At 60.4% G+C, this 14,161-nt stretch carries 12 protein-coding genes; 2 read left to right on the top strand and 10 right to left on the bottom strand.

Going from position 1 to position 14,161, the window contains the following annotated elements:
* Positions 1-15: 15 nt before the first annotated feature.
* From virB11 to BW41_RS21440, 10 genes are all read right to left on the bottom strand, one after another.
* Entirely contained in the window at positions 16-990 is a 975-nt protein-coding gene (gene virB11, locus BW41_RS03225; RefSeq protein ID WP_037531391.1) for a P-type DNA transfer ATPase VirB11, read from the bottom strand.
* Positions 987-2,120 (bottom strand): TrbI/VirB10 family protein, encoded by a 1,134-nt coding sequence (locus tag BW41_RS20345; RefSeq protein ID WP_235199488.1) that lies wholly within the window; start codon positions 2,118-2,120, stop codon positions 987-989. The genes virB11 and BW41_RS20345 overlap by 4 nt, the downstream gene beginning before the upstream one ends.
* Positions 2,117-2,812 carry a TrbG/VirB9 family P-type conjugative transfer protein gene (locus BW41_RS03220; RefSeq protein ID WP_081792869.1) on the bottom strand — a complete coding sequence of 232 codons (696 nt, stop codon included), beginning with the start codon at positions 2,810-2,812 and terminating at the stop codon, positions 2,117-2,119. The genes BW41_RS20345 and BW41_RS03220 overlap by 4 nt, the downstream gene beginning before the upstream one ends.
* Positions 2,809-3,735 carry a virB8 family protein gene (locus tag BW41_RS03215; RefSeq protein ID WP_081792868.1) on the bottom strand — a complete coding sequence of 309 codons (927 nt, stop codon included), beginning with the start codon at positions 3,733-3,735 and terminating at the stop codon, positions 2,809-2,811. Before BW41_RS03215 ends, BW41_RS03220 begins: the two co-directional genes overlap by 4 nt.
* Positions 3,732-4,991: a type IV secretion system protein gene (locus tag BW41_RS03210; RefSeq protein WP_037531386.1), complete on the bottom strand. Its 1,260-nt coding sequence runs from the start codon at positions 4,989-4,991 to the stop codon at positions 3,732-3,734. Before BW41_RS03210 ends, BW41_RS03215 begins: the two co-directional genes overlap by 4 nt.
* A complete protein-coding gene (locus BW41_RS03205; protein ID WP_152542091.1) occupies positions 4,988-7,381 on the bottom strand; it encodes a VirB4 family type IV secretion/conjugal transfer ATPase in 2,394 nt (797 codons plus the stop codon). Before BW41_RS03205 ends, BW41_RS03210 begins: the two co-directional genes overlap by 4 nt.
* Entirely contained in the window at positions 7,354-7,587 is a 234-nt protein-coding gene (locus BW41_RS21705) for a type IV secretion system protein VirB3 (protein ID WP_051583220.1), read from the bottom strand. The genes BW41_RS03205 and BW41_RS21705 overlap by 28 nt, the downstream gene beginning before the upstream one ends.
* A gap of 52 nt (positions 7,588-7,639) precedes the next feature.
* Positions 7,640-7,951: a TrbC/VirB2 family protein gene (locus BW41_RS03195; RefSeq protein WP_037531517.1), complete on the bottom strand. Its 312-nt coding sequence runs from the start codon at positions 7,949-7,951 to the stop codon at positions 7,640-7,642.
* 95 nt (positions 7,952-8,046) lie between these two features.
* Complete coding sequence (locus BW41_RS20335; RefSeq protein WP_081792866.1) at positions 8,047-8,427, bottom strand: TrbC/VirB2 family protein; 381 nt, start codon at positions 8,425-8,427, stop codon at positions 8,047-8,049.
* Between the two features lie 38 nt (positions 8,428-8,465).
* Entirely contained in the window at positions 8,466-9,152 is a 687-nt protein-coding gene (locus tag BW41_RS21440; protein ID WP_152542090.1) for a hypothetical protein, read from the bottom strand.
* A gap of 698 nt (positions 9,153-9,850) precedes the next feature.
* On the opposite strand from BW41_RS21440, the gene BW41_RS20325 reads away from it, so the two are divergent.
* Together BW41_RS20325 and BW41_RS19960 are read left to right on the top strand one after the other, a co-directional pair.
* The gene (locus BW41_RS20325; protein ID WP_081792864.1) at positions 9,851-11,869 is read left to right on the top strand and encodes an RHS repeat domain-containing protein; all 2,019 of its coding nucleotides are present in this window, start codon (positions 9,851-9,853) and stop codon (positions 11,867-11,869) included.
* Positions 11,866-14,004, top strand: a complete 2,139-nt coding sequence (locus BW41_RS19960; RefSeq protein ID WP_081792863.1) for an RHS repeat-associated core domain-containing protein — start codon at positions 11,866-11,868, stop codon at positions 14,002-14,004. The genes BW41_RS20325 and BW41_RS19960 overlap by 4 nt, the downstream gene beginning before the upstream one ends.
* Positions 14,005-14,161: the final 157 nt, after the last annotated feature.

Below are 14,161 nucleotides of genomic sequence, written 5' to 3'. Positions count from 1 at the left end.
AGATTTGCCCCCCCCTTAACGTCTCTTCAGCCAATCGACCTGAGCCACTCGTCTGACGCCCTGCCGCCGCTCGAGCTGTACGATCACATCAATGACGCGCGATACGTATGGAAGAAGGTCAGCACGCTGCAACTTTGCATCAGCCTGCAGAACGAGGAGCATGAGCTGTTCGATTGCGCCAGATGGGGTATCAGCATGGATCGTGGTGAGCGATCCTGGGTGTCCGGTGTTGACGGCCCGGAGGAAGGTGAAGGCTTCTGCGCCCCTGAGCTCGCCCAGGATGATGCGGTCGGGCCGCAGGCGGAGGGAGGCTATCAGCAGGTCTTCCGTTGACACGTTCGCCTCGCCTAACCCGCCTCTGGCGGCGACGAGGCCAATCGCGTTTTTATGCCGCAGTACGAGTTCCGGCGTGTCCTCGATCAGGATGAGCCGTTCAGACGGCGCGATCTCACGTAGGAGAGCGTTGAGAAAGGTGGTTTTGCCGGTCGAGGTGCCGCCAGACACCACTACAGTTTTGCGCGCCCGTACAGCGGCGACAAGGAAGGCGTCCCACCTGCGCATCTCATACAGGCTGGCAAGTTCATCCTCGACGGGATCTGCTGCATCGGACCCGGTCGTATCGTGGAAAGCGCCAGCCTGCTGATAATCGACAAGCGACAGATCAGAGGACACGTGTTTCCTGATGGCAATGGCCATACCATCACGCGTTGCCGGCGGAGCGACGATCTGGACGCGCGAGCCGTCTGGGAGGCGTGCTGCCAGCAACGGATGTTCTCGACTGATCCCCTGATGGGTCACGCTCGCGATTTGCCGGGCCAGACGCCAGAGCTGTGCCTCCGTGATCTCGGGCACGAGATGATGCTCGAGTCCACCTTGCAGCGTCTCGATCCAGATCTCACCAGCGCGGTTTACGTAGAGATCGGTGACGTCCGGCCGAGCGAGCTGCTCGAGAAAGGGCGCAAGGTAGACGTCAAGATACGCTGCGGTCATCGTGCGGCAGGCTGTCCAGCCGTCAGGCCGGAAAAATCGAGATCGCGCGCAACGAAAACGTTGAGCGCAGCACCCTGTTTGACGGTGATTTTCGGCCTGTAGTCGTTGGGCACCAACCCCTGCCCTATGGTAGAGATTGGCCCTGACGGAATACCGACGATCACCGAGCCTGACCGTGGTTGTGATGCAAGGTTTACCCCCACCGTCAGCGCTGACTGGAGGACGGCTCCGGCGAAACGCTGAAAGAAGAAGGTGTTGACCTTGCCGGGTACGCCGCTGCCGCCCAGCTGGTCGGCTGCCGGCGAACCAAGGCGGATCGTCACGCCGTCGGGACGGATAACCCGGGTCCACGTAACGAACACGCGGTTCTGGCCCGAGCGTACCTCCGACTGATATTCACCAACGAAGCGCGAGCCTCTGGGGATAAGAATACGGCGGCCATCAAAACCGAGCGTGTCACGGGACGCAATCGCCCGCACCAGGCCGGGCCTTGCGGTGTCGATCGGTGTTTCAAGCGCAATGGGGATTTGCGTTCCGATCGGAACGACGTCCGTTCGGCTCGCCATGGTCGTCGCCTTGGCGGGCGCGTCATCAAAACCCCCTGAGCCATTGCGACCCGCGTTAGCGCCTGCCGCGGCCGATGGCTGCGTCGTGCCGCCCGCTGCCGGTGTTTCGGCACCGAGATCATAGACGATGGCGCCTTGCGCCTTCTTGTCGCGTGCTGGTTCGGCCGGAGGAGCCGCGGGCGCGGGTACGAACGGTGTTGGCGGCGTTGGCGTGATGACGGGCGGCGCGTAGGTTACAGGCGGCGGGTCATTCCGCACTGGCGGAAGGCTTGGCGCGGAAGATGTGACAATGACGGGCACTGGTGCCGGAACGGCTGGTTCGGCAAGGACAGGCATCTGCAGGGGCGGTGGTGGCGTAAACCCATCGGCTTGAGCCGTCTGCTGTGGTGCCGTCACCCGGCGCTGGCGCTGACCATTCAGAACCACGAACAGGATCAGTGCAACCGCGATAGCGCCCAATGCAATGACTGCACCTGGCATACCTTGCCGGGGCAAGCGCACGACGGGTCGCGGATCATGGCCGCCTTGCTCCACCGGCGCCGGCGCTGGTTGGCTACGGCTCATGGCCGGCCTTTCAGGACCATGCGCGTCGCATCGGCATGCACCTTGCCGAGGCGGAATACGTACCGCTTGGCGACGCCCTCGATGACATAGTCACCATCGACCATGCGTCCGTTGACCAGCGCTTCGCGACCACGATCATCGATCGCAAAAATTGCGGGAAGCGAGGTTTTCAGATCCCAGGTGATGGTGGTCCGTTTGCCGTCGTCACTCATCGCAATCGGATAGAGGGTCTTGTTGCCCCGGAGCCGGTAATCGGCGCTACGAACGACCTGCTGAGGGCTGCCGGGCTGTCCCAGGGGGTAGGAGAAGCGGAGTACAAACGCACCGCTCCCATTACCGCCGCTATCGGCGCTGATCACGAAGACATAGCGCCGCTGATCGGTGACGATCATCAGGTTCGTCGTCATGGCAGCACCAAGCGGCTTTACGATCACGCGATTGCCTGAGCGGTTTGGGGTCACCTCCCAACCCGTCTCGTTCCCAACCACGATTGTCTCGACCCGCTCATCGCCAGCCAGTTCAACGATGGCGGCATAGCCACTGCCGACCCGTAAGTCGAAGACGCGACCGCTGTCATAGACCAAGGTCTGGATGCGGGGATCAGCCGGCATGGTGAATTGCAGAGGCGCCGGCGGCATCGCGGGCATGCCCGCCTGCGCGGCTCCGGCAAGAAGCGTCAGCACCATCATCATTGCTGCGGCTCCGTCGTCGTCGCGGCCGTGTCGACGACGGGACCAAGCGGTGAGCCCATCGGAATCTGATTGGTCGGAACCTCACGTTGGCTGATAAATGGACCGCCTACGCCGCCCTGCACGATCCGGACCGGTGCCCGACGGACCGTAGGCGATCGGGTCGTCGCAACGGGGGCGGTGCGCGTTTCGATTACAGAAACGGGTCCCTGAACAGTGCTGGTGCGCGTCACCACCTGGCTGGTGACAGTCTCGGGGACCGGTGGCGCTTCGGCATCACGGCGATAGCCTGTGACCTGGAAGCCAAGCGGGTTCACCAGGCGGTCGCCGAACGCCATCGGTGCAGCCGAATAGCGGAAGCGGATAACCGCGATCCAGGGTCGAGGCGCTTCAGCCTGACCGTTGCGATCGGTCCTCTGAGTGTCGAAGCGAACCAGGCTGATGCCGGACTGAAGGCGTGAAACGCTTTTTACCCGCGCAGTGACGACGGAACCACCAGGCAACGCCTGGATCGGACTTGCCGGATTGGTCGCAGCAATTCCCGACAGGTACGACGCGCGAGCATTCCCTGCCGACCAGAGCGCAACCTTGCGATAGTCGATCTGCAGTGTCGCCCGATCAAAGCCCTCACGGGCAAGGACATATTGTGCCAGGTACGCGTCGGTCAGCGCCGCATCGGCGGAGACGCGCTGCGGGGTATTGGGATCGAGCGCCTGAACGAACCCCGTCTGGCGATCGACCAAAAGCGTGATCGGCTGCACCGTCTTCAATGGCGTCAGCATGGCCAGAGCCACGGCTTCGAAGGCCGCAGCGCCGATCGCGATCCCAGCAATCGTCCAGGCAATCTGCTTCGAGCGTGATGTCCTGGCGCGTGTATCCTCCGCCCAGCTTCGTGCATCTCGAAAATAGGTCTCGCGCTCGGTCATGCCGCTCCGTCCCGCCGCATGGCGCTGCGTGTCTTTCGTGTCATCGAGCGGCGGGCCGAAGGGCCAAGCGCCGTCGGAGATGATGAGGCATCTTGCCTCGGCTGAGGCTGGAGCGGCTGACGCCGGTTGCTCCCTGCTGATGATCCTGCCTCACCAGCAGCGATCGCAATCTGCTCGCGCCGCATCGTACCAGCCAGGGCATTGGCGACGCCTTGCGCGCGGGGTGGCGCTCCAGTCGCCGCAGCTGCGCCCTCACGGCCGCCCTGAGGCCTGCCGAAGGTCGAGCTCGATCGCTCGCTGACGTTACTGTGCGACTGCTCCGTGATCAGCGTCTCCTGCCGCTTCAACGTGAAGCTGAATGCGCCGGCCATCTTGGCCGCCGCCCAGATCGCTGCCAGCATCACCAACGTGAAGGCGAGTACGATGGTGGTCAGCGCCTGCGGATCGATGATGGTGACACCGCGCTCCACCGCCTGCAGATGGGCGAGTTCGCTCTCGACGAGCAACAGATCCAGCGCGGTCACGATCGTGGCGCCGAGCGTCGCGAGAGCCGCACCGGCGAGAGCGCGTACCCAGCCGATGAAGAGCCCGAGTGTGGCATCGAACAGGAGCGCCATAATCGCGAGCGGCCCGATCGCCAGCAGGAAGCCTGCCGCCAGGCGTAGCGCGCCGGCGACGCCTAACGTCGAGACGACGAACCAGGATGCGGTCTGCGGCAGTGCTGTCTGACCCAGCGGGCCAAAGTTGGGCGCTTGCTGCTGCGCTTGCGTCCCGGAGGTGTTGGCCTGCACGCCTTGCGTGGTGGTCGTCGACGCCGATTGTGGTGCCAAGGCAGGATTGATGCTCGAGCCTAGCCGGATCGTGTCGTAGGCCTGTTGCACGCGCTCATCGAGTCCGTCGGCTGAAAGGCCGCTGGCAGGCAACAACACGGCTGCAAATTCGCTCGGTGCGTCGACCGCGACACGGTAGATGAGGACCTGAAATGCTGGCCACCCGGTGGCCAGCGTCAGCACCATGCCAAGGCGAACGGCCCAGCCGACGCCATCACGCAGGGTCGGCGCCGAACCAAGCAGAAACCGGTACCCGATCAGCGCCACGAAGATCGTGACGAGCCCGGTCATCAAGCCGGCGATCATCGGACCACCAGCCAGCGCCTGATAGCCATTCTCGCCAAGCGCTTGCGCCTGACAGGTCAAGAAACTCGAGAGGCGAAGGGCGACGCCGGCATCACCATCGGGAAGCGGGCAGTCGATCATGACGCCTCTGCCAGCAGCCGCGGCAGCCAGATTGCGGGATCATCGCCGATCTCTGCGCGAATGGCGTCGAGCGCGCGTACCGATCGTTCACGGCCCGACAGGATCATCAGCAGATCACGGTTTCCCGACAGATCGAGGCGCGCCACCACGCTGTCCTGACCATGTTTGATCAGAAAGGCCCGGGCATTGTCGGGCATGGTGCGGATGAGATCATACTCATGCTGGGTGAGGCCAAACCCGGTCATGTAGTCGCGCGCCTGCGCCTTCGGATTAGGCATAAAAATTTGCGTGGCCGCCTGCTCAACGATTGCAGAGGCGATGCGGCTCGAGAGGGCGTCCTCTGCGCTCTGCGTTGCGAAACCGACGATGCCGTTGCGCTTGCGAATGGTCTTTTCCCAATCGCGAATACGGGCGGTGAACACCTCGTCATCAAGCGCCTTCCAGCCTTCGTCGACCACGATGATCGACGGCGTGCCGTCGAGCCGCTCTTCCACCCGGTGGAAGAGGTACATCATCGCCGGCGTCCGTACGGTCGGATCATCGAGAATACGGGTCATGTCGAACCCGACGACACGCTCATCAAGATTGGTGCGATCCTCGGCATTGTCGAATAGCCATGCCCGATCGCCGCTGCCCCACCAGGGAGCCAGGCGCGAGGCAAGGTCGCCCCCTTTGGGGCGTGCCTGTCCGCGCAGTAGCTGCGCAAAATGGGCCAGGCGCCGGTAGGCGCGTGGCGCCTCCATATTGGCTTCGACCGCTTCGACGATGCGCACCATGTCTTCGCTGTCGAGCGGGCGAGCGGGATCGGCGACAAGCCGCGATAGCCAGTCGACCAGGAAGCGGCGGTTCTCGGCGGTATCGTCGAGCAGCAGCGGGTTGAGGCCCGAAGGCTCACCGGGCCGTAGCACGTCGTACCGACCGCCAACGGCGCGCAGAAACAGCTCGGCGCCCCGATCCTTGTCGAAGAAGACGATTCGCGGATCGTATTTGCGTGCCTGTGCGAGGAGGAAATTGAGGACGACGGTCTTGCCGGTGCCCGAGGGGCCGATGACGGTAAAGTTGCCGAGATCACCGTGGTGAAAATTGAAATGGTACGGACCGGCAGCGGTCGTCTCTAGGACCGTGACCGCCGGCCCCCAGTGATTGCCTTCCGCCTTGCCAGTCGGAAAATTGTGCAGGCTGGCAAGGCTCGCAAAATTGCGGCTGGCGACGAGGCCACGTCGCGGAACGTAGCTGAAGTTGCCGGGGAATTGCGCCCAGAAGGCTGGTTCCAGCGCCATCTCCTCGCGCACAGCGACAAGGCCGAGGTCGGTCAAGGCCGCCTGAACCTCGGCGACGCCGTCATCGACCTGGGCGGGTGTATCGCCTCGCACCGCGATCGTCAGATGATGCTCGCCGAATGCGGCGCGTCCAGCAGCAAGGTCATCGCGTGCGACGCCGAGCTCACCCCGGAGGCTGAGAGCCTCGTCATCGGCCGCGCGCATGCGGCGCAGGGCCAGGTTGACCTTGCCGAGTGCCGCCTGTCGATCGACGAAGCCGAAGCTTTGCGTCACCGTCAGCTCGAAGGGCAATCGGAGCAGCTCATCGAGCATCCCCGGCCCGGTCTGTCCCGGGTAATTCTTGATCGAGAGGATCGCCTGGAAATCACGCGGAGCCTCGCCGGTGGCGCCAAGCTCTACCGTATCAGCGCCAAAGCTTACGCGACGGGCGGGCAGATACTGGCCGACGTCACCCTCAGGGAGTCGGACCGGACGGATTTCGCCGTTGTACAAGCCGGAGAGATACTCGAGCACCTCAGAGCACGGTCCACCCTTGCCGTCATAGCTGCCAAGAAGCCTTGCCCCATATGCGCCAAGAGCGGCGAGCAGCGCATCGCGCGCCGCATTGAGCGCACGCAACTCTGCGCTTTGTTCTGCTGCGCTGCTGTCTTTACCCCGCCCGAGCCAGCGACCAAACCGATCCGCGACGCCGCCCCGGCCCTGAAGCGGGCGCCGTATGACGCAGAGGAACAGATCGTTGGAGAAGAGACGCTTGGAGGCAAGGCGATCACGCCAGGCCGCATCGACACCGGTGCTGAAGGGATCGGGGAACGGCGCCTCGAGCTGCGGCTCGACCCGTCGGCGGATGACGTGATGGTAGAGTGCGAACCGCGACGATCCGATCGTCTGCAGCATCGCATCGCGCAGCGTCTTGCGATAGTTGATCTCGGCAGTGTCCGCCGTCTCGAACAACAGGCCGTCGAGCATCAGCACCTGCATCAGGCGACCATCGCGCAGCATGACGGTGTGATCGTCGATCTGCGCGAGATACGGCAGATGGTCGCCTGCCGCTTTCTCCCGCGCCCAATTCTGTGCGGCTTTGTTCACGGGCGGTAGGCGTTGCAGCGCCATAGACGGTGGTTGGGAACGCGCGGACAGCGCCGCACCTTGACCAGCCACAGATCGAAGATGCGGGGATCCCGCAGGCAGGCAATGACGCCGACGGCGTGGACGACCAGCGCCGCCAACAGCACCCAAACGGACTTGAATACGAGGAACAGCTCGGTCGTCAGGATCGCATTGCCGATCGCAAAACCATAGGTCACACCCAGCAGCATCTGCGGGCGGGTAAGACCGACAAACAGAACGTCGCGATCAAGGCTTTCTGAATCAGTAGCCAACGCTCGACGCCGACTGAATGCCGCCGACGATGCTCGCCGCCCCGAACAGGATGAAGCAGCCAAGAATGACGGTCGCGCCATAGCGCCAGTTCATCCGCCCGGTCAGCATGAGCAGGCCGACGGAGGCCACCGCGATCACTGCAATGACGGTTGCGACGGTGCCGAGCAACGTGCCCTGCAGCCAGTGAACGGCGCCAACGATTGGACCGGAGCCGGCGGGATCAGAAAAGCTGTCCTGCGCTGCCGCCATTGCCGGCGATGTAAGGGCCACCAGAGCGGCAAGCCTTGAATAGGTCTTCATGTGCCTCCCCTTGCACGTGCTGTACCGCATATCCTCAAGAGACGAGAGGCGCGTCAATCTCGTTTCGAATACTCAGTGTAATTTCGTCGCATTGTTCAATGCGGCAGCAGGCCGCGTGCACTGTCAGGTGGGCGGACCGGTACCGATGCCCCTGCGTAGGGATCATAGGGCGTTGGTGGTGGGGTTTGCGCAACATACGCCGGGGCCTCGATATTTGCTGGCTGGATCGGTTCGTCGATCTGAGCGTGGCCTACATTCCATAGGCCCGATGCGATGGCGTGGGACGAAAACAGGATAAAGCAGCCTATGACCATCTGACCGCCTCTGCGTACAGGAAGGCGGCCTGACAGCATGGCGATGCCAAGCCCTGCAACTGCCAGGATGGCTATAGCGGTTCCGATGCTGCCCAGCATGAGCGTGGCCAGCCAGTTCACCGCAGCACTCATCGATAGCTCGGCTGGGTTGCTGCTCAGCATCGCGTCTTCCTGTTCAATGCTGATGCATAGGAATGCATCTAATTAAGCGGCTGCACGCTTACGGCATCAACGGCTGAAGAGGAATCGTAAGACGTTGGCGTAGCCGCAAAACGAATTGTCGCCGTATCTTTGCTGGCGATGAACGACTGCGTCGGATGGGGCGTGAAGCGATCTGCCGTATCAGGGGGCGCATCCCATACCAGGTTACCGTCGATGTAGATTTTCATGTTATTCGCTGGGAAGCCGGGCCGTTGTGCGCTTGCAAAGGCAAATTGGTAGCGTTGACCGACGGTAAGGCGAACCGCCTTCATCTCAACATAGCCCGCCGTGTTGCCACTAGCCTGGATGAAGAACACCTGATTGCCAGACCATGGGGCTGGAAAGCCCCACGCTCCACCATTCTGAGCAATGCCGGCTCCACCATAAAATACCAGGTCCGGCGCCGAAGGGTTGTAAGCGTAGTTTGATACCGCAGGATTTTCGGCATCACCATTCAGCACCGTCGCGCCGGCCCCGGTGTTCTGCATCCGAGTTCGATTGTCAGCCTTATCGAAAGAATATACTCTCGATCCGCTGCCGCTGTTGCTGCCATCTACGTTGGTCAGGCGGCCCTTAGCGTCGTATGTATTGCGAACGGTTTCGGAGGCTGTCGCTGATACAGTCAGCGATAAACTGACGAATATGCCGAATGCTGCCGCTTTCGCCGTGCATCTCATCTGCATCAATCTCACCCCCTTTTTTATATTGTACCCGATGCTGCCCCTAGCTCAGAGGGCGGATTTTACCGTCCTACGGAGGCCAAGCCAGATCAAAGGCTTTCTAAATTTGACGGTAACGCAACCATTTCGTCCCGCCTCAAAAATATTGTTGCTCGCAGAAATAATTTGGGTCTACGCTGCCGGCAAGAGCAAAAACCTGGGGGAGGCGTGATCATGAAGGTCATCTTTTTCATGTGTCTAATGACGTTGCCTCATGCGACGAGTGCTGCAGAGACAATTACGTACACGTACGACGCCAAAGGGCGTGTCGGCAGTGTTGTGCATACCGGTACGGTCAACAACGGCACTAACACGACGTACAGCCACGATAAAGTTGACAATCGGGTTGTGGTTCGAATCACCGGCGCTGGTCGCTAAATCTGCCCGCATTTTACTAAGCAGGGCTAGTAGCGGTACGATAGTTAAATAACGCGGCGGGGGGAGAAGTGACCCGCACGCATCGAACTACAGTTATAGTATTTACTATGCCGCGTACCATACCTTTGTGTGTCTTAATATTGCCTGGGACGACGGCATCCGCTCGATCTACTCATCTATAAGCCATTTGAAGTAGGTGTAACACCTAAAAGAATCAGGTTACCTGATAAAATATTGCGCTGCTTTTTGTCATAAAATCAGTATACCAACGATAATAGGGGAGTAATATGGGGCTTGCATTGCAGAGGCATGCTGTTTCGTCTTCAGTTTTGGCAATCGCCTGCTGTCTGGGGCATATCGGCTACGCAGGCGCGGACGTTGCGCCGCCAGCCCGATACCAGAAAGATCGAAATGGCGTTGACCTTGCCCGCGGCACCTACTCCGGTCGAGTAAAGATGCTTTCGATAGGCAGCGGCAACGAAGAGCTGCCGCTGTATCTTGACCACCGAAACGGTAGGCCAGGAACCTCAGAGTACGAGCTCGGTATCTATGGCGATACCACCTCGGTGAATGTCGGTGTGCTTGGACCAAATGGTCCGGCAAGCACCGTCTTCACAAAGGTAAATGGGGTATGGGTCTCGAAATTGGGAGATGGTGCGACTCTGACGCAGTCGGGCACCGGATACGTCTTAACGCTTAGCGATGGCACACAATATAGCTATGACGGAACGCTGACGTCCGTCGACAGCAACAGGATTGCGCGAGTAACAAGCGTCAAATACGCATCAGGGCGAACCTTGACCATGTCATACTTGCGACAGGTTGGCTGCTCCAGCCAGTATCAACAGCAGTGTGGCGGTGGAAGCAACGTACCATGGAAAGTGCGACTGATTTCGGTTGCCAGCTCGTCAGGCTATCAATTGCATTTTGATTATGCAAGCACCATAGCAGGCGACAGCAGCTGGAACACACTGACCACTATTACCGCGTTCAACATGGCAACAGACGCCTGTGGAATCACTGCATACTCGTGCTCCTTTTCGCAGAACTGGCCGGCGATTACCGTCGCAGCGGGCGCGGCAGCCGGCAGCTGGACCATTACTGACAACATTGGCAGAGCGACGACCTTTACGACGACTTCAATTCGCCGTCCGGGCTCTACAACCGATGATCTATCTGTAACCTACCCAAGCAGCGGCTACGGCAATGTGGTGTCGGTTACGGCTGCTGGTCAAACGTGGCAATACTCATACTCTGGCACTTATCCGTCAACCACTGTTACGATCGGTAATCCTGACGGGACTTCGCGGATCGTGACATCGAACGTCACCGTCGGCCTTCCGACTCAGGTTACCGACGAAAGTGGTGCCGTGACCTCCTATACATATGACAGCAGCGGCCGGCTTTCTACCGCAACCTCGCCAACCCAGGTCCAACAGCGTTTTTTATATGACAGCCGTGGCAATGTTATCGAAAGCAGGTTGGTCTCGGCGACTTCTGGGACCCCGGCAGATATAGTGACCTCTGCTGGATATGATCCATCTTGCGGCAATACTATCACGTGTAACCAGCCAAATTGGACGCGCGATGCGAAAAACGCGCAAACCGACTATGTGTATGATCCAACCCATGGCGGGGTGACGAGTGTCACATTGCCGGCAAATCAAAGCGGAGTTCGTCCACAAAGGCGCTACGCTTATTCGCAGCTCCAGGCCTATTACAAAAATAGCTCAGGAACGCTCGTCGCTTCCGGAGCACCGACCTATCTCCTGACGTCAGTATCCGAGTGCAGAAGCTCCAGTAGCTGCGTGAATTCCGCAGATGAATCTCGAACTGTTATTGCTTACGGTCAACCAGGTATTGCGAATAACCTGCTACCCACCAGCACGACGGTCTCTGCCGGGGACGGAAGTGTCGCCGCGGCGACATCTTTTGCCTATAACGGTGCTGGTGATGTAGTTTCGGTGGACGGCCCAATCCTGGGCAACGCAGACACCGTTAGGTCGATCTACAATGCCGCCCGTCAAACTACGATGGTTATCGAGGCGGATCCGGATGGGACAGGACCGCTTAGGAGTCGTGCGACAAGCTACAGCTATGACTCAAAAGGTAGAGTGACCGGGGTGGTTATCGGGACGGCCAATGCGGACGGATCCAGCTTCACTGCTGTTCAGACTCTCAGTTTTGGGTATGACGCCGCAGATCGCAAACTTCTGGCTTCGCTTTCGACAGGCGGTACAACCATTGCCGTCGCCCAGTACGCTTACGATGCGATGGGGCGCACGATCTGCACGGCGAGCGCATGAACGCTGGCGCATTCCAGTCACCGCCAGACGGCTGTACTCTTGGTACGCCGGGTGGGAACGGCGCGGATCGCATCGTGCGGCAGAGCTACGATGTAGCGAGGCGGACTGTAGCAGTAACCCGCGGCTACGGAACGGATGTTGCTGCAACGGAAAGCTCAGTATACACGGCAAGTGGTCAGCTCTCATCAGTCACCGACGCTAACAATAACGTGACGACCTATAGCTATGACGGTCTGGACCGGCCAACGACGGTAACCTATCCAGGCGGTAGCAACGATCAGGTGACGTACGACGCAAATGGCAATGTCATCGGCCGCCGTCTGCGTGACGGCCAGACGCTGACCTATGACTATGACGCGCTTAACCGCCGGGTCTTCGCCCACAATCCCAAGACCAACGTTGCCGAAGTCGATGTCAGTTATGGCTATGATCTGCTTGGTCGCCTGACCAGTGCGGGCGATGGCAACGGCTGGACCAAGGGCTTCGTTTACGATGCGCTTGGCCGGGCGACGACGCAGAGCAGCAACGTCGCGAGCACGACGCTGCAATATGATGCGGCAGGTCGCAAGATTCGCCAGACCTGGGCGGACGGCTTCTACGTCACCTACGAGTACAATGCCGCCGGACAGATGAAGGTGATCCGTGAGAATGGCGGTCTGGCGCTGGCGACCTTCGGCTATGACGATCTTGGCCGCCGCACGACGCTGACCCGCGGCAATGGCACGGTGACCAGCTATGGCTATGACGGCGCCTCGCGCCTGACCAGCCTTACCCAGGATCTGGCAGGCAGCGCCTGGGACCAGACCTACGGCTTCACATACAATGCGGCAGGCCAGATCCTCACGCGCAGCAGCAGCAACGACAGCTACGCCTGGACAGGCGCGGCCAACGTCGATCGTAGTTATGCGGTGAACGGGCTCAACCAGTACACCAGCGCCGGCGGCACGACGTTCGGCTATGATGCGCGCGGCAACCTCACCAACTCGGGCGGTACCACCTACCAATACAACAGCCGCAACCAGCTGTTCATGAACGCGGCTGGCCAGCTGATCTACCGCAACCCGGCCGGTGAGCTCGGCCAGACGCCGGCGGGCAACTTCGACTGGGTCGACGGGCAGCTCGCTCAGGAGTCGAGCAGCGCTGTTTTGCGCCGCTATGTCTACGGCCCCAATCCCGACGAAGTGCTGGTCTGGTATGAGGGGGCTGGCACGGGTGACCGGCGCTACCTCCATGCCGATGAGCGTGGTAGCGTGGTGGCGGTTAGCAATGATGCCGGCAACGCGATCGCAATCAACAGCTACGATGAATACGGCATCCCCGGCGCCAACAATCAGGGTCGCTTCCAGTACACCGGTCAGGCCTGGCTGCCCGAGCTTGGCATGTACGACTATAAGGCGCGCATGTACTCGCCGACGCTCGGCCGCTTCATGCAGACCGACCCCATCGGATATGGCGATGGGATCAATTGGTACAACTATGTAAGCGGGGATCCAATCAATCGAACCGACCCGTCTGGGCTACAGATGTATGATCTGCCCCCAATAGTATATCACCTCGGACCCAGCAGCGGATCCGGGTCATCGTCCGCGTATCCTAGCTCAGAACCAAATGGCACTGGGGGATACTTCCAGCCTCGCCCCGTAGATAATGCGTCGAAGAGTTGGCTTCAGCAAATTGGTCTCTGGCCCGTGCCGCGAGATACTGCACCGCAAAATGCGAAGCCGCCGACCTGCGGAAATGGTCTGGCTTCTAGGATTGCCAATGTAGCCGACAAGGTCAGCCTATATTCGGGCGAACTGGCTGTTGGGGCGGGCATCGCAGGACTGGCAACCGCTCCAACTGGTGCTGGTTTCGTAGGATTTGAATCTGTAGCTGCGGTTTCTGGCGCAGTGTCGCTTGTCGCGTCAGGTGTTGGTGCAGTAGCCCATTTCGCTAATCGCGATGTGGTCGGGGGCCTACTCGATGTGGGGGGGATCGCCGGGGGCGTTGCGGTAGGCAAGCTGGCAGGAAGCGCGCTCGCATCAACGAGAATGTTCGGTAATCTTTCGGCAAGCCAAGCGCGAGAGGTTCAGCTTGCTTCCAACGGCGCCGGAACAGCCGTAGGTGCGGGCTCCTCACTATATAGTTGCCGATAATGGAAAATTATCTACTATACCCAGGGTGTGCAGTCATTGGTGTAATCCTGGACTGGGCAATATACGAGAGAGTTGTTCTAGTCATACTATCAGTATGGCATCGAGAGGCATGCCGTCGATACAGCAATACTGTATTCCCAAGAGTGTTGGCAACTCT

The organism is Sphingomonas sp. RIT328 (genome assembly GCF_000632225.1).
GTDB classification, from domain to species: domain Bacteria; phylum Pseudomonadota; class Alphaproteobacteria; order Sphingomonadales; family Sphingomonadaceae; genus Sphingomonas; species Sphingomonas kyungheensis.
The sequence above is the reverse complement of the archived record's forward strand: the minus strand, read 5'-3'. Positions and strand labels throughout refer to the sequence as shown.